12 protein-coding genes are annotated in these 18,111 nt (G+C 67.0%); 4 read left to right on the forward strand and 8 right to left on the reverse strand.

The window, feature by feature from the left end; translation table 11 throughout:
• Nucleotides 1-194 precede the first annotated feature (194 nt).
• Nucleotides 195-7,727 (forward strand): hypothetical protein, encoded by a 7,533-nt coding sequence (locus tag MET49242_RS11595; RefSeq protein WP_036283074.1) that lies wholly within the window; start codon nucleotides 195-197, stop codon nucleotides 7,725-7,727.
• Nucleotides 7,728-7,811: 84 nt separating this feature from the next.
• On the opposite strand, the gene MET49242_RS11600 is transcribed toward MET49242_RS11595, so the two are convergent.
• Nucleotides 7,812-9,341: an FAD-dependent oxidoreductase gene (locus MET49242_RS11600; protein WP_036283076.1), complete on the reverse strand. Its 1,530-nt coding sequence runs from the start codon at nucleotides 9,339-9,341 to the stop codon at nucleotides 7,812-7,814.
• A gap of 345 nt (nucleotides 9,342-9,686) precedes the next feature.
• Here MET49242_RS11600 and MET49242_RS11605 point away from each other — a divergent pair, with 345 nt between their 5' ends.
• Nucleotides 9,687-11,213, forward strand: a complete 1,527-nt coding sequence (locus tag MET49242_RS11605) for an outer membrane beta-barrel protein (RefSeq protein WP_084679028.1) — start codon at nucleotides 9,687-9,689, stop codon at nucleotides 11,211-11,213.
• Nucleotides 11,214-11,310: 97 nt separating this feature from the next.
• On the opposite strand, the gene MET49242_RS11610 is transcribed toward MET49242_RS11605, so the two are convergent.
• The 3 genes from MET49242_RS11610 to MET49242_RS11620 all read right to left on the reverse strand — a co-directional run bounded on the left by MET49242_RS11610 (nucleotide 11,311) and on the right by MET49242_RS11620 (nucleotide 13,571).
• On the reverse strand, nucleotides 11,311-11,568 hold the full coding sequence (locus MET49242_RS11610; protein ID WP_036283078.1) for a hypothetical protein: 258 nt from the start codon (nucleotides 11,566-11,568) through the stop codon (nucleotides 11,311-11,313).
• 259 nt (nucleotides 11,569-11,827) lie between these two features.
• Nucleotides 11,828-12,823 (reverse strand): hypothetical protein, encoded by a 996-nt coding sequence (locus tag MET49242_RS11615; RefSeq protein ID WP_036283079.1) that lies wholly within the window; start codon nucleotides 12,821-12,823, stop codon nucleotides 11,828-11,830.
• 43 nt (nucleotides 12,824-12,866) lie between these two features.
• Nucleotides 12,867-13,571 carry an aldolase/citrate lyase family protein gene (locus MET49242_RS11620; RefSeq protein ID WP_036283081.1) on the reverse strand — a complete coding sequence of 235 codons (705 nt, stop codon included), beginning with the start codon at nucleotides 13,569-13,571 and terminating at the stop codon, nucleotides 12,867-12,869.
• Between the two features lie 98 nt (nucleotides 13,572-13,669).
• Here MET49242_RS11620 and MET49242_RS11625 point away from each other — a divergent pair, with 98 nt between their 5' ends.
• Nucleotides 13,670-14,962, forward strand: a complete 1,293-nt coding sequence (locus MET49242_RS11625) for a DUF2336 domain-containing protein (protein ID WP_036283083.1) — start codon at nucleotides 13,670-13,672, stop codon at nucleotides 14,960-14,962.
• Between the two features lie 39 nt (nucleotides 14,963-15,001).
• Here MET49242_RS11625 and MET49242_RS11630 read toward each other — a convergent pair whose 3' ends face one another.
• Nucleotides 15,002-15,289, reverse strand: coding sequence for a ferredoxin (locus MET49242_RS11630; RefSeq protein ID WP_036283085.1), 288 nt, complete (start codon nucleotides 15,287-15,289; stop codon nucleotides 15,002-15,004).
• Between the two features lie 20 nt (nucleotides 15,290-15,309).
• The gene (locus MET49242_RS11635) at nucleotides 15,310-16,101 is read right to left on the reverse strand and encodes an NAD kinase (protein ID WP_036283087.1); all 792 of its coding nucleotides are present in this window, start codon (nucleotides 16,099-16,101) and stop codon (nucleotides 15,310-15,312) included.
• Between the two features lie 212 nt (nucleotides 16,102-16,313).
• Here MET49242_RS11635 and MET49242_RS25540 point away from each other — a divergent pair, with 212 nt between their 5' ends.
• Nucleotides 16,314-16,481: a hypothetical protein gene (locus MET49242_RS25540; protein WP_158497293.1), complete on the forward strand. Its 168-nt coding sequence runs from the start codon at nucleotides 16,314-16,316 to the stop codon at nucleotides 16,479-16,481.
• On the opposite strand, the gene MET49242_RS11645 is transcribed toward MET49242_RS25540, so the two are convergent.
• The gene (locus MET49242_RS11645) at nucleotides 16,475-17,395 is read right to left on the reverse strand and encodes an ROK family protein (RefSeq protein WP_036283090.1); all 921 of its coding nucleotides are present in this window, start codon (nucleotides 17,393-17,395) and stop codon (nucleotides 16,475-16,477) included. The two genes, MET49242_RS25540 and MET49242_RS11645, sit on opposite strands and share 7 nt — an antisense overlap.
• Nucleotides 17,392-18,105, reverse strand: a complete 714-nt coding sequence (locus MET49242_RS11650; protein WP_084679307.1) for a pentapeptide repeat-containing protein — start codon at nucleotides 18,103-18,105, stop codon at nucleotides 17,392-17,394. The genes MET49242_RS11645 and MET49242_RS11650 overlap by 4 nt, the downstream gene beginning before the upstream one ends.
• Nucleotides 18,106-18,111 lie beyond the last annotated feature (6 nt).

Genomic DNA, 18,111 nt, shown 5'->3' on the forward strand with positions numbered 1-18,111 from the left:
GCGCAAGGCTGGCGAAGCGCCATTGCGAAGCCTCGCGCGCATTTCTGAAGGCCGCGTTAACGAAGTTTCGGATTACGCCAGAGCCACATGTTTCAATTACATGTGATGGGCTGTAAACTTTGGTTAATCTTTTGTGTGCGCGCCCCCGCGGCGCGATGCGGAGCGGCGCATGTTTTCCGCTCGGAGTATTGAAGATGGCGAAATCGGGCAAGATCCAGGATGCGGCGTCGGCCGCTCTGTCGGCGATCGAGGAGGCGCTCGATCTCGGCGCTCCTCCCGCCGCGGAGGGCCAGAGCGCCGAGCCCGAAACGAAACCGGCCGACCCGCCGCCAGCCGCCGGCGCAGCGAAGTCAGCGCCCGAAAATCCAGGTCCGAAGCCACAGCAGCCGCTCGTCGCTCCCTCGGTCGCGCCGGCGAACGACGACCGTCGCACCGTCGGCGAATTGCGGGCGGCGCTCCAGATTCCGCCCAACCGCACGATCATGGCGATGACGTTCGCCTCGATCGCGCTCTGGGCCGTCTGCTGGACGCTTTACGTCTATTTCCATCAGGGCGAGATTCTCGACGCCGACGGCTCGCTCCTCGCGCCGAAGCCCGTTCTGACGCTCGCGGCGCTCGTCGCGCCGATCGTCTTCCTTTTCATCACCGGCCTCATGGCGCGCCGCGCGCATGAAATGCGGCTCATCGCCAATTCGATGACCGAGGTGGCGATCCGCCTCATCGAGCCGGAGACGATCGCGACCGAGCAGGTCGTGTCGCTGTCGCAGGCGATCCGGCGCGAGGCGGCGTCGATGGGCGACGGCATCGAGCGCGCGCTGGCGCGCGCCGGCGAACTCGAAGTGATCGTCCGCACGGAGGTGACGAATCTCGAGCGCTCCTACACCGAAAACGAGCGCCGCATCCGTCTTCTCATCGACGAACTCACGCGCGAGCGCGAGGCGATCGTGGTCAACGCTGACAACGCCCGCACCGCGCTTTTCGGCGCGCGCGACGCGCTGTCCCAGGAGCTCGCCGCGACATCGGTCCATCTCGCCGAGACAGTGAGCGAGGCCGGCGCGCGCGTCACCTCGTCGCTGGGCTCGAAGGGCGAAGAGATCAAGCTCGCCCTCGAAAAGGCGGGCGACACATTCGAGGCGACGCTCTCCTCGCATGGCGAAAAAGTCATCGGCGTCCTGTCGCAGACCGGCGACGCAGTCGCGCAGAAGATCGCCGGCGCCAGCGACGACGTGACCCGCCGCTTCACCGAGGGCGTGCAGGAGGTCGGCAGCAAGCTGCAAACCGCCGGCGAGGCGCTGTCGGTGGATTTCGGCGTGCGCGGCGCGGGCATTCTCGAGCGTTTCGAGGAGCTCGGTTCGAGCTTCGCCCAGTCCATCGGCGACCAGGGCGATCGTCTCGTCGTTCGGCTCGCCGAGACGGGCGGCGTCATCCACGAAACCATCGCGACGCATGGCGGCGCGCTGGACAGATCTCTCGCGGAAACGACGGAGCGACTCGCAGCCCGTGTCGGCGAGCAGATCGAGAACGCCAAAGCGACATTCGAGAGCGCCGAGACGCGCATCACGGGTCTCATGGAGACCACGCATCGCAAGGCGCACGACGAATTCGAGCTGCGCGGGCAAGCGCTGCAGGACGCGCTGACGCGCAGCCTGAACCAGACATCCGCCGCGCTGGTCGAGCAGGTCGACGCGATGCAGGACCGTTTCGTCTCCGTGGCGAGCGAAGCCGTGTCGGCGATCGGCACGCACAGCGACCGCGTCAACGAGACGCTCGCCGACCGTCTGCAAAATTTCGAACGGCTGGTGCTCAATCGCGGCGAGGAAATCGCCGAGCGCGTCACCGAACGCGGCGGCCAGATCGAGGCGACGCTGTCCGAGCGCCTCGCTGCTTTCGAGGACGCCGTCGTGCGCAACAGCGCCGACGCCGCCATGCGCGTCGCTGAACATGGCGACCGCATCAGCACAGCATTGACCGAGGGCCTCGCCGCCTTCGAGGAGACCTTCGGCCGTCAGGGGGAGGAAGTCGCCGCCCGCGTCGTCGAGCATGGCGACCGCGCCGCGACCACCCTGTCCGAGCGCCTCGCCGCTTTCGAGGACGTCTTCACGCGCAAGAGCGAAGCCGTCGCATCGAGCGTCGCCGAACATGGCGACCGCGCAGCGGCGACAGTTTCGGCCCGTCTGGCGGACTTCGAGGAAACCATGGCGCGCCGGGGCGAGGAAGTCGCCGCCCGCGTCGTCGAGCATGGGGATCGCGCAGCGACGAAGGTGACGGAGCAGCTCGCCGCCTTCGAAAGCACGGTGGCTGCGCATGGCGACGAACTCGCCGCGCGCGTCGTCGAGCATGGCGACCGCGCCGCCGCCTTCCTGACCGAACATCTCGTCGCCTTCGAAGACTCCGTCACGCGCCAGACCGAGGAGGTCGCGACCCGCGTCGCGCAGCACGGCGAGCGGGCGACATCCGAATTGTCACGCCAGATTGCGGCCTTCGAGACGACCGTCGCGCGTCATGGCGACGACATCGCCGCCAAGGTCGCCGAACAGGGCGAGCGCGTGACGACCGTCCTGACGGATCGGCTCTCGGTTTTCGAGGACATTTTCACGCAGCGCGGACACGAAGTCGCCTCACGCGTTTCCGAACACGGCGATCGCGCCGCGACGAAGGTGGCCGAGCAGCTCGCCGCCTTTGAACAGACCGTCGCCGAACATGGCGACGAACTCGCCGCGCGGGTCTCCGAGCACAGCGAGCGCGCGACGACGGCCTTGAGCGAACAACTCGCCGCCTTCGAGCAGACCGTCGCGGCGCACAGCGACGAACTCGCCGCCCGCGTCTCCGAACATGGCGAACGCGCAACGACGACCCTGACCGAGCAACTCGCCGCCTTCGGGCAGTCCGTCGCCTCGCACGGCGACGAACTCGCCACGCGCCTCTCCGAACAGGGGGATCGCGCGGCGGCGGCGGTGACGGAAAAGCTCGCGGCGTTCGAACAGACGGTCGCGCAACGCAGCGACGAACTTGCCGCGCGCGTCAGCGAGCAGGGTGAACGCGCAACGACGACGCTGACGGAAAAGCTCGCCGCGTTCGAACAGACGGTCACGCAGCGAAGCAATCAGGTCGCGGCCCGCGTCGCGCAGCAGGGCGAACGCGCGGCGACGACGCTGAGCGAAAAGCTCGCCGCGTTCGAGCAGACGGTCGTCGAGCGCAGCGACGCGATCGTGGCGCGCAGCGACGAGATTGCGACGCGCGTGAACGAGCATGGCGAGCGCGCGGCCACGACCATCACCGAGCAGCTCGCGGCCTTCGAGCAGCGGGTCGCCGCGCACAGCGACGAACTCGCCGCCCGCGTCGTCGAACATGGCGAGCGCGCAACGGCGACGCTTTCCGATGGACTCGCCCTTTTCGAGGACTCGATCCTCGGCAAGAGCGAAGAAGTCGCGACGCGCGTCGCGCAGCAGGGCGAACAGGCCGCGACGACGCTTTCGCAGCGCATCGCGGCCTTCACGCAGGCGGTCGCGCGCCACAGCGGCGACGCCGCCAAACTGATTTCGACCAAGGGCGAGGAGGTCAACGCCGCCTTCGCACAGGGCCTCGCCGCCTTCGAGGACACTTTCGTCCGGCAGGGTGACGAAATCAGCAAGCGCGTCGTCGACCAAACGACCGTCACGGGCGAAGAGCTCACCGCGCGGCTCGCCGCCTTCGAGACCGCTGTGCAGCGCGCCAATGAGGAAACGGCGGCCCGCGTGTCGGAGGAAGGCCGTCGCATGGCCGAGGCGCTGTCCAGCGGCGTCGGCTCCTTCGAGGACGCCGTGAAACGCCACAGCGAGAGCGTTTCCGCCGTCGTCTCCGAACATGCGAAGCGCGTCGACGATCTGCTCGACGAGCGCATGACCGCGCTGGAGACCGCCGGCATGCAAGTAGCCAAGACGATGGAGACGACGCGCGAGCGCGCGCTCCAGGAGTTCGAGGCGCATGGCGAGGCGCTGCGCGCCAATCTGCAGGAGAGCGTCACGGCCGCAGCGGCGGCGCTCGCGGAAAATTCCGAGACGATGCACGATCGCTTCACGACGACGGCGACCGACGCCGTGCTCGCGATCGCCACTCAGGGCGAACGCCTCACGGAATTCCTCGGCGAGCGGCTCGCCGCCTTCGAGAACTCCATGCTCGAACAGGGCAAGGACGTCGTCGTGTCGTTGGCGGATCACGGCGAGCGCATCGCCACGACGCTCGGCCAGCAGCTGGGGCAGTTCGAGCGCGCGCTGCTGCGCGACGGCGGCGCCATCGCCGACCGCGTCGCGCAACATGCGGCGCGACTGAGCGAGGATGTGGCCGAACGCCTCACGGTCGTCGAGGACGTGATCGGCGGCCACGGCGAGGAGCTCGTCCAGCGCATCGCCGCGCAGACACAGGACGCCGACGCGCGCATCAGCGCTCAGGCGCAGAAATTCGTCGCCTCGGTCGACGATCGCCTGAACGCGATCGACCAGACGCTGACGACGCAGGGCGGCGAGCTCGTCGGAAAACTTTCGGCGCAGGTCGATTATTTCTCGTCGCGCATCGGCGACAATTCCAAGCATTTCGCCGAGGAAATCGACGCCCGTCTCAGCGCGCTCGACGAGACGATGACGACGAAGGGCGGCGCGCTCGTCGACCGGATCTCCGCGCAGGCCGATCTCTACGCCTCGCGCATCGGCGACAACTCCAAACATTTCGCCGACGAAATCGATGCGCGCCTCAACGCGCTCGACGAGGTCATGACGAAACATGGCGGCGCGATCGTCGAACGGCTCGCGGCGCAAGCCAGCGACTACGCCGCTCGCGTCGGCCAGAGCTCGAAACAGCTCGCGGCCGAAATCGAGGAGAAGGTCGGCGCGCTCGATCAGGCGATGACGACCCAGAGCGGCGCCCTTGTCGAAAAGCTCACGGCGCAGGCCGACGACTACGCCGCGCGCATCGGCGAAACGTCGAAACAGCTCGCGGAGCAAATCGACTCGAAGATGGGCGCCATCGATCAGGCCGTGACCACGCAGGGCGGCGCTCTCGTCAACCGGCTCGCCCAGCAGGTCAATCAGTTCGCGGCGCGCATCGGCGCGACCTCCAAGCAGCTCACCGAAGAGATCGACACGCGCCTCGGCGCCATTGATCAGGCGATGAACACGCAGGGCGGCGCCCTCGTCGACCGGATCGCGACGCAGGTCGATCAGGTCGTCGGCCGCATCGGCGACAACTCCAAGCATTTCGCCAGCGAGATCGACGCGAAGCTCGAAACGATCGACCAGGCGATCTCGGTGCGCGGCGGCAAGCTCGTCAGCGAACTCGACGCGACCACCGTCGCGGCCTTCTCGCGACTGGGCGAGCAGGCTGAGAGGCTCTCGAGCGACGTCAGCGCCAAGCTCGACGCGATCGACCGGACGATTGGCGCGAAGGGCGGCGAGCTCGTCGAAAAACTCGGCGCCCGCGCGGCGGACATCGCCGCAACCATGTCGAGCAAGATCGAAACCTTCGAGAGCGTCAGCGAGACGCGCACGAAGGAAACGGCCGACCGCATCGAGGCGCTCGTGAAGCACATGGACGCGGGGCTCGGCGCCGGCGGCCAGAAGCTGCAGGAGTCGCTCGCGAAGCATGCGCTGGACGTCGCCCGCGTGATGGGCGACGGCGGCCGCGAGATCGTCGGCTCGCTCGACGCGAAACTGAAGGACGTCGACTCCGTTCTTCTCTCGCGCTCCAGCGAACTGGCGCAGACGCTCGCCGCCAAGGCGACCGAAATCAACGACACGCTCGGCGGCCGCGCGAAGGAGCTGGAGAACACGCTCGACGGCCGCATCGAACTCTTCGAGAAGAACGTCGTCGACCGTCTCGGCGCGGTCTCGACGGAGATCGACCAGCGCGGCCGTCAGGTCATCGAGACGATCGGCGCGCGGCTCGAGGACATCAACCAGACGCTTGCCGGCGCCCGCCGCGAACTCGATGCGACGCTCCATGCGCGCACCGGCGATCTGGGCAAGACCCTCACCGAACGCGTCATGGAAATCAGCGGCGCGCTCGACGAGCGCCTCACGCAGATCCAGGGCGCGCTCGACGAGAGGCTGGAAAACATCAAGAGCACCCTCGGCGAACGCGGCGGCGACGTGACGCGCGAACTGACGAGCGTCGGCGAACTCGTCGCCAAGGCGATCGAAAGCCGCGGCGCGGCGATCGTCCGCCACCTTGGCGACAAGCGCGAAGAGCTGACGCAGGCGCTCGACCAGTCGCGCGAGGCGCTCTCGCAAACGCTCGACGCCGGCGCCCAGTCGTCGATCAGCGCGCTCATCGCGATGAACGACAAGATCCGTTCGGAGCTGCCGCCGGTGCTCGACAAGCTCGGCCAGACGAACACCTCGCTGCAGGCCATCATCGACAAGACCGGCGGCAATCTCGTCAATCTGGAGCGCGAACTCGGCAAGCGTCTGTCGGAGTTCAACGAGGCGATCAACGACGTCTCGGGACAGGTGCAGCAGCTCAGCGCCGTATCCGGCGGCACGATGCGCGACGCCCATGTCATCGTCGACGCGCTGGAGGAGCGCCAGCAGGCGCTGACCCAGAGCGCGCAGAAGCTCGCCGAGAGCCAGAAGGCGCTCGACGCAGCCTTCGACGAACGCCAGCGTTCGCTGGAGGAGCTGGTCTCCATGCTCGACGGCAAGCGCGCCGAATTCGAGCGCGGCATGTCGGGCTTCTCGGAGATGATGGAGGAAGCCTTCCACGCCATCGAGGCGCGCTCGCGCGACATTGGCGGCGTGCTGACCGAGACGACGCAGCAGACCGCCCATATCGTCGAGGAGCGCTTCGCGCAGGTCCGCGAGGCGGCGGAGGGCGAGCGCCAGCAGACCGCCGAAGCGATGCAGGCCGCTTTCGCGCAGGCCAATTCGGAGATGTCGCGGCTCTTTAGCGAGGCGACGGCGAAATTCCAAGCCGCGGCCTCGGAAATCCGTGGCCTCTCGCGTGAAATCCATCGCGAGATCGAGGAGACCCGCGAGGAAGTGCGCCGCGGCGCGACCGAGCTGCCGCGCGAGACAGCCGAACAGGCCGCCGCGCTGCGCCGCGTCGTCGGCGATCAGGTGAAGGCGCTCAACGAACTCACCGACATCGTCGCGCGTTCGGGCCGCGTCTACGACATCGCCGAGCAGGCGCCGCCCGTCGCCCCGCGCCGCACCTTCGAGGCCGCGCCGCGCGTGGAGCCGCCGAAGCCGCGCGTCGCGCCGCCGCCGTCGCCCGCGCCGGTTCAGCGTGCGAGCGAGCCGCAGCGCGATGCGCAGGGCGGCTGGCTGAGCGACCTGCTGGCGCGCGCCTCGCGCGAGGAGGCTCCGGCCTCTCAGGCCGCCCCGCAAGCGCCGGCCCGGCCCGCGCGCCAGCCCAACGCGGGCGCGCTCGACAATCTGACGCTCGACATCGCCCGCATGGTCGACGGCCCCGCCGTCACGGAGCTGTGGCGGCGCTACCAGCGCGGCGAAAAGGGCGGACTCTTTGGCCGCCGCCTCTACACCGCGCAGGGTCATCAGACCTTCGAGGAAATCCGCCGACGCTATCGCGTCGACCCGGAATTCCGCGCCACGGTCGATCACTACATCCGGCATTTCGAGGATCTGCTCGTCGAGACGAGCCGCGGCGATCGCGACGGGACGAAGGCGCTGGATCTGCTGACGGGAGACGCCGGCAAGGTGTTCACCATGCTCGGCCACGCCGCGGGCCGTTTCGACTGAGCCTGTCGCCCCGCGTCGACAAAAAACGGAAGAGGCCGTCTCGATCGAGACGGCCTCTGCGATTCGCAGGCGAACGAAACCAGCTTACATCGCAAGCGCGCCGATCGCCTGCTCGAAGGCGACTTCGGCGCGCAGGCTTTCGAGATCGCGACCCAGCGTCGCCACCGCAAGCTTGCGGTCGCCATTGTAATAGACGACCGCGCAATCGCCCGCCGCCGGATCGCCGGAGACTTCGGCGCGATCCCATGCCGGCGCATGGCCGACATAGGAAATGACCTGATCGTAGTGCTGGCTCCAGAAGAAGGGGGTGGCGTCGAAGCGCTCCTTCCCGCCAAGCATGTTGCGCGCGGCCGTCTGGCCCTGTCGCCCGGCGACGGCCCAATGCTCGACGCGGATGTTTTCGCCGGTGATCTTGTCCGGCCAGCGGGCGATGTCGCCGGCGGCGTATATGTCGGGCGCGCTGGTCTGGAGATATTCGTCGACAAGCACGCCCTTGTCGACGGCGAGCCCTGCGCTTTCGGCCAGCGCCACATTGGGCCGCACCCCCACGCCGATGACGACGAGGTCGGCGTCGACCGTTCCCCCGCTTTTCAGCGTCAGCGTGCGCTCGCCGATTTCCGTCGCCGTGTCCTCGAGATGGAACACGACGCCGTGATCCTCGTGAAGCTTCTTCACATGGGCGCCGAGCTCCGGCCCCAGAATGCGCGCCATGGGCACGGACTCGGGGGCGATGACATGGACGTCGAGACCGCGCGTTCGCAGCGCCGCGGCGACCTCGAGCCCAATGAAGCTCGCGCCGATCACCGCGACGCGCCGGGCGCCGCCGCTCCCTGCGATCAGCCGGTCGGCGTCGGCGAGCGAGCGCAGGTAAAACACATGGGGCCGATCGGCGCCGGGGGTCGGAAGGCGCACCGGATCGGCGCCGGTCGCGAGCAGCAAAGCCCCGAAAGCGACGTCGGCTCCGTCATCGAGGGTGAGGCGCTTCGCCGAAACATCGAGCGCCTCGACGCGGCGGCCAAGGCGTAGCAACACGCCATGATCGCGATACCAGGCGGGATCGCGCAGCGGCAGCCATTCCGGCTGCGCGGTCCCGGCCAGATAATCCTTGGAAAGGTTCGGCCGGTCGTAGGGCTCGGCCGGATCGGCGGCGATCATTTCGACGAGGCCGTCATAACCTTCTGTCCGCAAGGCATGCGCGGCGGCGAAGCCGGCGGCCCCTGCCCCGACGATCACGACCGAGCGCGGCGCGGCGCCTTCATGCCTGCGCTCGGGCCCCGGGAGCTTCTCGCGAGCGAAATATTTGCCGTCGGCGCTCTCGACCCGCCAGCGCTTGAGCGCGTCGAAGGCCGGCGCCCGCAGGGCCTGCCCGCTGCGCAGGCTGAAACAGGCGTGATGCCAGGGGCAGCGAATCGTGTCGCCGACAACGAGGCCGTCCTCGAGAGGGGCGTGGTAATGCGTGCAGGCGGCGCCCAGGACGAAGACCTCCTCGCCCCGGCGCACCATGATCGCGTCCTTGCCGCCGACATGTCCGCGCAGCGGCGTGCCTTCGGAGAGGGACGCCGCGTCGATCCCGAGAGCGAAATCGGGTCCCGAAACCTCATTGCCACCGCCCATTTGCACCTCCCCGCTCATGTTGCGCCGTCACGACGCATTTCACTGCAGGATGGCGCAAAACCGCCAGCGAACAAGCTCCACAATGCAGCGAATCACATCATCGGGCGGTCGGAAACTGCGACGTGAAAAAAGCGTCCGCCGCGCGCGAAGGTTAACAAGATCAAAACATGGGAAGTTTTAGCGCCGAATTAAATGTGACATTCTCGCCACATTCGCTGACACAAATTTTCTACAACGCCGATTTTGCCTATCAAATAGGCAATTGCGCTTGAGTTGAGCTTGAACGCATTCAATCGTGAGAGTGAAATCAGACCAGTTCTTCTCCCCCGCTCTGGAGTTCCTGGCATGAAGTGGACCTATCTATCGACCGTCGCCGCTATAGCACTGGCAGCAAGCACGTCTGGAGTCGCGCACGCTCAGTCCAAGCTGCTCGACGTCGACCCGACGCTCATCGAGGAGAACCAGGCCGCCCCGGCGCCTGCCGCAAAGCCTGTCAAGAAGAAGGTCGCCATCACCAAGGGTCCCGCCCCGGTCGCTCCTCCGCCGGCCTGGATTGATACGCTGACGGTTGACGGCTACATCGAAGGCGGCGTGGCGTTCAACTTCGGCCAGCCCTTCAACAAGCTCAACTTCGGACATCTGTACACCGACCGCGCGAACTGGCCGACCTTCAACGGCGCCGTTCTGACGGCGCAACGTCCGCTCGACCCGAATGCGACCGGCTATGACTTCGGTTTCAAGGTCCAGGTCGGCGTCGGCGAGGACATGCGGTACAACCACTATCTCGGCGAGCTCGATTACGTGATTCCCTCGCGCACACAGATCGCGCCGATCGAAGCCCATGCGCTCGCACATCTTCCCTGGGTCAGCCCGATCAGCGAAGGCGGCATCGACGTCAAGGTCGGTCAGTTCGCGACCTATAACGGCACCGAGCTCATCTACGCCAAGGACAACCTCTTCTACAGCCACTCCTACATCTTCAACTTCGGGCCGTTCTTCCACACCGGCGTCATGGTTACGACCCACGCCAAGCCCTGGCTCGACATCTACACGGGCGTCACGACCGGCGTGAACACCAGCATCGGCTGGCCGGGCGACAACAACGCCTCGGCTTCGTTCCATGGCGGCTTCGGCCTCAATCTGCTGGACGGCGCTCTGACCGTCATGGGCATCGTCCATCATGGCCCGGAGAACCCCAAGCAGACCGGCGACTGGCTGACCCAGACGGCAACCTTCTGGCCCAATACGGCGCTGGGCTGCGCCTGCAACCCGAACACGGCCAACCGCACTTACGTCAATCTGACGACGACCTGGAAGGCGACCGAGAACCTCACGCTCATCACCGACATGGCGTATAACCGCGAGAGCGGCTGGAACACGATCTCCCAGACGGGCCTCCCCGCGCAGACGCTTGCGGACATCGACGCCGCCTTCGGCACCAACTTCGCCGGATATCCGCTGAAGCCGCAGGGCGCCGACGCCTACGCCGTCGCGCAATACGCGTCTTACCAGGTGAACAATCTGTTCAAGGTCAACGGCCGCATCGAGTATTACCGCGACAACAAGAACTTCTTCGTCGCGGGCTTCCCGGGCTACTTCGACGCGGTCAACCTCGCTCACGGCTTCGCCTGTCCGTCGTGCATCTTCGCCGGGCCGGGCAATGTCGGCACGAGCTATCTCGCGCTCACCGCGGGCGTGACCATTACGCCGGAGATTCCGAAGCTGCCGATCATCACCGGCCTGATCCTGCGTCCGGAGTTCCGCTGGGACACGGCGGTCAATGGCGCGACCCCGTTCTTCGGACCCAATGGCCGCAAGAGCACGCAGGGCATGTTCAACATGGACGTGATCATTCCCTTCTCGCTGCTCTGACGGCAAAGCCGTTTCCGTCTCCAGGCAAATCGAAAAGAAGCTGGCGCCTTTCGGGGCGCCAGCTTTTCTTTTGCCCGCCGTTCAGCGACGCGCTGGATCAGCAGCCGCCGCTCCAGTGGCGGATGCCTTTCGCGGCTTCGGCCGGGGAGTTCGTGGTGAAACAGCCGCCATGGCTCGGCGCAGTCGCCGCCCGCTCCGTGGGCTCGGCGCCGCCCGCATAGGCGTAGAAATCGGAGTGGTGGACAGGAACCCGAACCCCATGGTCGCGCGCTTCAGCGGCGCCGCTCGCCCCGGCGCACAGGCCGGCCAGGATGAGAACGCGGGCGCTGAGGCTAGCAAATTTCGACTGCGTCATCTTAATATCTCCTGACTGGCCTGATTATTTCGCAGCCGATCGGCTGAAATTTTGAGCGACATCCGCACAAATCTTGATCACATTGTTCAATTTATAATCAAATGGCGCCAGTCAGAAAGGGCCACCCCGAGCCATTATGTACAACCACAGTGGTTCCAGTTGTACAATCGAAAGCTGGGCCACGGCGAGCCATTCGCGCCAGCCACGATAGAGCCAGAAAGCCTTTTGGAATCAGGACCAGAGGAGGTAGTCAGCCGCGCTACTGAGCCGGCTCGACCTCGGGTCCGGCGTCCTTCGCGATCACTTCCACATCCGCGTCTTTCGTGGACTGGACCCGGAAGGTGTTCTGGAAGGTCTTGCCCTCGTGACGAGCGATGGCGACATATTCGCCTTCGGCGAGCACGAGCGACGGGAAGGCGCCGATCAATTCGCGAATCACGTCGCCGCCGGGGGTCAGCACCGAGAAGGTCGTATTGGCGAGAGCCTCGCCGCCCGGCGCCTTGACGAGCTTCAGGGTCATGGTGGCGGCGTGGTGCTTCAGCGTCGCCTCGATGAGCTTGCCGGCCGGGACTTTCAGATCCGCCGTTACGACGGAGTTCGTCGCATTGTTGCCGCCCTGCGCGCCCTGAGTCGTGTCGAGAAGCGTCGATACGATATGGTAGGATCCCTCTGGCAGGGAGATGATTTCATCGCCCCTCGCGTTGGCGAGGACGAGCTTGGCTTCGGAATTGCCGCGCTCCGGGACGTAAATCGAAATCGACAGGCGTTGCGGCGGGATTTTCGTCTCGCCCAGCATGTCGACGATCTTAAGCCCGCCGGCGTTGAGCGGCACGCGCTCGGAAATATTGCGCCCTTCGACGACGATTCGGCGGGTGACGCCCGCAAGACCATAGGACGCATGCACGACATAGGCGCCGTCGGGCAGAGGCAGGGTCGGCGCGGCCTCTTCGGATTGCGCGACGAGCTTGTGGGAGCCGTCGGGCTGCGCGCGCTCCTCGAAGATGCGCCAGACGACGCCCGACCGAACGGGCTGGGCGTCATTGGACGCGAGGGTCGCCGTGAGATGAAGGGTCGAAAGGCCCTCCGTGCTGGCCGGGGCGGCGGGCGCGGGCTCCGGCGACGGCTGTGGCGACGGCCGGGCCTGCGCCGGCGGCGCGTGTCCGCGCCGATGCGTCGGCGCGGCGGCCGCCACGCTCGGGACGGCGAGCGCGACGAACAGCAGTCGCCCCGCCTTCTTCAAAATGTCCTGCTTCATGTCCGCCGATCTATGGCGCCGATCATGGCTATTTGTCGATTCGTTACGCCGCGCTGAAGGCGGCCTCGATGACGCCGATCTGGTCCGGCGCCTGCGCCAGCATCCCGGAGAAGCCCTCGCGCCGCGCCGCCGTGCAGGCCGTTTCGAGCTTCGCGCCGTCCTTCGGCGCGCAATCGAGCGCGGGCACGCCCGCGGCCGCCGCCGCGAAGACGAGCAGCGCGCGCGCCGCCGACAGCGGCGCCGCTCCTTCCGCGATTGCGCCGGACATCGCGTCGAGCAGCGACGCCTCGTCATAGGCCAGCGCCGTCAGCCGCGGCGAGGCGCCGGCGTATGTTCCCAGCTGGAAGATCGCCGCCGGGGTCTGCGCGGCGAGAGCGACGATGCTCGTCGATCCCTCGGCTACCCCCGCGGCCGCCTCGCGCACGGCGAGCTTGACGGAAAGCTGCTGCAGGTCGGCACGGCCCGCGCAAGCTTCGAGAAAGACCCCGCCCGGCAGCGCCCCGGCCAGCGCATCGAGATCCGCCTCGACGACAGCGCTTCGCGCCGGCGCAACCTGCACGAAGATGCGCGGGGCGGCGGGACGGCAGCGGGCCTCAGTAATTATAAGGCGCGCGCGTTCTCTGGCGCGGCGGCGCGCCTCGTTTTCGACCGGGGGCCCCAGCCGCAGGAGCAGCGCCGCCGCGCCGCATCCGAGCGCGGGGGCGAGCGCCTGCTCAGCGTCCGCAGGAAGGATCAGACAGGAGCGCATGCGACCCCGTTACTGCCGACCTTAAGCCAGCATTTACCATAAATCGCCATGATCCCTGCCTGTTAACCGCCTGCGGGCTGGAGAGGATCGGGCTGCCAATGATCGTGCGTAATTTCCTGTCATGGGCGCAAACGGCTCCTGCGGCGCAACGCGCCGAGGGGGCTGGCGCGCTGGCGCGGGCCTATCTTTACTCCGATCTCGACGCTCATGCGCGTCGCGAGACGGAAATCGCGCTGATGTCGCTCCTCGACGATCCGTCGCCGCTGGTGCGCAAAGCGCTCGCCGACAATTTCGCGAGCGCGGCCGACGCCCCGCACGCCATCGTCTCGGCGCTCGCGAGCGACCAGTCCGACATCGCCTCGCCGGTGCTGTCGCGCTCGCCGCTGCTGACGGAGGCCGAACTCATCGACTGCGCCGCAATCGGCGACGCCTTCGCGCAAAGCGCCATCGCCCTGCGCGCCCGAGTGCCGGCCGGCGTCTGCGCGGCGCTGGCCGAAGTCGGCGCGCGCGAGGCGGCGATCTCGCTTGCGGTCAATCCCGGCGCGGACCTTCCCGACTTCTCCATGCGCCGCATGGTCGAGCGCTTCGGCGACGACGGCGAAATGCGCGAGGCCCTGCTCTCGCGCCCCTGGCTGCCGGCGACAGTGCGCAACGATCTCGTCAACGCGACCGCGGCCAGCCTCACGGCTTTCGTCGTCGATTGTGGCTGGCTTACGGGCGAGCGCGCCAAGCGCCTCACGCGGGAGGCGCGGGACAAGGCAAATGTCATCATTGTCGCGGAGGCCGCCGAGCGTGACGGCCGGCAAGGCGTGCGCGACCTCGTGGCGCATCTGCGCGCGTCCAACCAGCTCACCGCCACCCTCGTGCTGCGCTCGCTGCTTTCGGGCAATCGCGACCTGTTCGAGGCCGCGCTCGCGGAGCTCTCGGGCCTGCGCGAGGAGAGGGTCGCGGGGCTCGTGCGCGATTTCCGCGGCGCCGGCTTCGCCGCGCTTTACGCTCGCGCCGGGTTGCTCGAGAAATATCTGCCCGCCTTCCGCGCGGCGCTCGAGGCGCAGCGCGAATACGCCGACGTGAATGGCGGCGAAGCGAAGCTCAGCCTCGTGATGATCGAACGGGTGCTGACCGCCTGCGAGGAAATCAACGGCGGCGAACTCGACAAGCTGATGGCGCTGCTGCGCCGTTTCGAGATGGAGGCGGCGCTGGAGGAAGCGCGGATCGAGGCCGCGCGTTTTGCAGCGGAAGCGGAAGCCGCGCGGATCATCGCGACCGCGCAGGCTCCGGAGATCGTCGCGCCGGCGGCTTTCAACGATTCCTTCTCCTCCGCCCCTGCTTTCGAGATCGCAATCGACATGGCGGCGATCGAGGCGGAACTCATGCCGGAAGCGGCATAGCGTCGGCCGGGAGCGGCGCGCCGCCCTGCCGGCCGCCGATCAGTCGAACGAGCTGGCTTCCTCCGTCACGAAACGCGCGAGCTCCTCGGCGGAGGCGTAGCTGATCCATTTGCCCGCTGGGTAGGCCACCGCGACCGGCCCGTGCTGGCAGCGCCCGAGGCAGCCGGCGGCCGACACGCGGACGCCTTCGCGATCGGCGGCGGGCAGCGCGTTTACCGCCGCTTTCGCGATTGCGAGCGCCTCCTTCGCGCCGTGATCCTCACAAGCGGGCCGCCCTTCGCGCTTGTTCGTGCAGACGAAGAAATGTCGCCGAAAAGGTTCGATCAAGCAAAAGCCTCCCTCATCGCTCAATAGCCGAACTGCTCCCGCAGGATTCGCTCTTCCAGCGAATGGCCCGGGTCGTGCAGCAGCACGAGATTGGTGCCATGGTCCATCTCGATGTCGACGAAGGCGAGGTCGCGGAATTCGTCGTGATCGGCGACGACCGAGACCGGCCGCTTGGCCGAGTCGAGCACCTCGATCCGCACCCTGGCGGCGTCGGGCAGCAACGCGCCGCGCCAGCGTCGCGGACGAAAGGCGGAGATCGGCGTCAGCGCCATCAGCGGCGCGTCGAGCGGCAGGATCGGGCCGTTGGCGGAGAGATTATAGGCGGTTGAGCCCGCAGGCGTCGAAACCAGCACGCCGTCGGTGATGAGCTCCGGCAGGCGCTCCTGCCCATTGACCAGAATGCGGAGCTTGGCGATTTGCGACGTCTGCCGCAACAGCGAGACCTCGTTGATCGCATGGGCGGAAAACTCGTCGCCCTGCACGTTCACCGCGTGCATCAGCAGCGGGTGGATGATCGACGGCTTGGCCTCGCTGATGCGCTTGCGAAGGCCGCTCTCGCGATACTGGTTCATCAGGAAACCGACCGAGCCCCGGTTCATGCCATAGATCGGCTTGCCGGAGTCCATGTAGCGATGGAGCGTGCGCAGCATGAGGCCGTCGCCGCCGAGCGCGACGATGCAGTCGGCGTCCTCCGGCGGGACGTCGCCGTATTTCTCGACCAGCCGCTTGCGCGCCTCCTCGGCCTCCGGCGTCCCGGACGCGAGAAAAGCGAGCTTCTTTGCCGTTGTCGGCGTGTCGCCGGAGGCGCCCATTTCTCATCCCTTGTTCAGGACGCCCGAACAGCGCCGCGACAGACCTTCGCATACACCGGCCCGCAAGGACGGAAAATGGCCGCCCCGGCATTTCCCGCCGACCTTCGCAATTTTAAGTAAATCTGAAATCCTTGCTCAAAAACCGGCGTTTACAGATAGGCGTGTACAAAATCGGCATAAACCCCGGGTGAGGGTTGGAGTCCCTTGAAATCATGTCGAAGCTGGCGTTCCTCGCGAGCTTTCTCGCGGCGTTCATCACGATGGACGAACAATTCTTTGGCGGCGAAACGACGCGGGCGGTCTGGTATGGCGTCAGCGACGCGGCCCATGCGGCGGAAAAACAGATCCACCGCTGGACCCATCCTGTCGGCCGTCACTGAGCCTCGTCTCGCCACAGCCAGGCGGCCCCGCGCACGCCGCCGGAATCGCCGTGGACGTTGCGCAATATTTTCGTGTCCAGCGCGTCCGTGAAGGCGTGGCGCGCGACACGCGCGGTCAGCCCCTCGTAGATTCGGGCGATGTTGGAGACGCCGCCGCCGAGCGCGATCACGTCCGGATCGAGAATGTCGATCAGCATGGCGAGCGCGCGCGAGAGACGGTCCTGATAGGCGTCGAAAGTGGCGAGCGCAGCCTCTTCGCCTTCATCGGCCCGCGCGACGATATCGAGACCCTTCACGGCCTCCCCCGTGCGGACGAAATAGTCATGCGCGAGCGCCGGGCCGGAAAGAAAAGTCTCGATGCAACCGTCGTGGCCGCAGAAGCAGCGCCGGCCCGGATATTCCTGCGGCGTCATCCACGGCAGCGGCGTATGGCCCCATTCGCCGGCGATGCGATTGCGGCCCGCATGCGTCTTTCCGTCGATGACGACGCCGCCGCCGACGCCGGTGCCGAGAATCACGCCGAAGACGACGCGCGCGCCCCGCCCGGCGCCGTCCACCGCCTCGGAGAGCGCGAAACAATTTGCGTCATTCTCGACGCGCACGGGACGCTGAAGCGCCCGCGAAAGATCGGCGACGAGCGGCTTGCCATTGACGACGGTGGTGTTGGAGCCTTTCACAAGGCCAGTGTGGGTCGAGATCGATCCCGGACCGCCGACGCCGACCGTTCCACGGCGGTCGGTTTCGAGTTCGAGATCGTGAACGAGCGCGACGATGGAACGCACGATCTCTCCATAGTCATGCGCGGGCGTCGCAACGCGGCGGCGGGCGAGGATCTCGCCGGAGAGATCGAGCGCGATCGCTTCGATCTTGGTGCCGCCGAGATCGACGCCGATGCGAATCGATTCATGACTCATTTTCGGCGGGCGCGATCGAGATGCTGGGCATTCTGGAGCGCGCTTTCGGCCGATGCGTCGATCTGCGCGGAGTCGAGATCGAGGTCCTTGGCGTTCGCCCCCGTCAGGATGACGCCGGCGAGATCGGCGCCGGAGGCGTCGGCGTTCATGAGATTGGCGCCAGTGAAATCCGCGCCGGCCGCATGGGCGAAACGCAGATCGGCGCTCATCAGATTGGCCTTTTGGAATTGCGCGCCCTCAAGCACGGCCGAGCGCAGCACCGCGCGCATCAGGCCCATCGACTGGTTCTTCATGTCGGCGGAAAGATCGGCGCCGTTGAACTTCGCGCCGCGCAACGACGCGCCGGTGAGATCGCCAGCGACGCGGGCGCCGGAGAAATCGGACCCGTCGGCCCGCATGCGCTGCATCTGCGCGGCGAAGGCGTGCGCGCCTTTCAGCGAGGCGCCTGTGAGGTCGGCCTCCATCATCCAGGCCTGATCGAGAATGGCCCCGTCGAGATTGGCGCCGGAAAGCCGCGCCTTGTTCAGCCGCGCGGCCCGAAAATTTACGCCGGAAAGATCGAGGCCGGAGAGGTCGAGGCCATTGAGGCTCTTGCCCGAGAAATCCACTTTAACGCCCGACTTGCGGTCTTTCAGGGCGGTTTCGACATCGGCGCGCGAGAGTTCGGCCTGAGAATAGGCGGGCTGCGAGAGATCGACGCCCTGCAGCATGTCCTG

Origin of the sequence: Methylocystis sp. ATCC 49242 (assembly GCF_000188155.2) — a bacterium.
Classification (GTDB): domain Bacteria; phylum Pseudomonadota; class Alphaproteobacteria; order Rhizobiales; family Beijerinckiaceae; genus Methylocystis.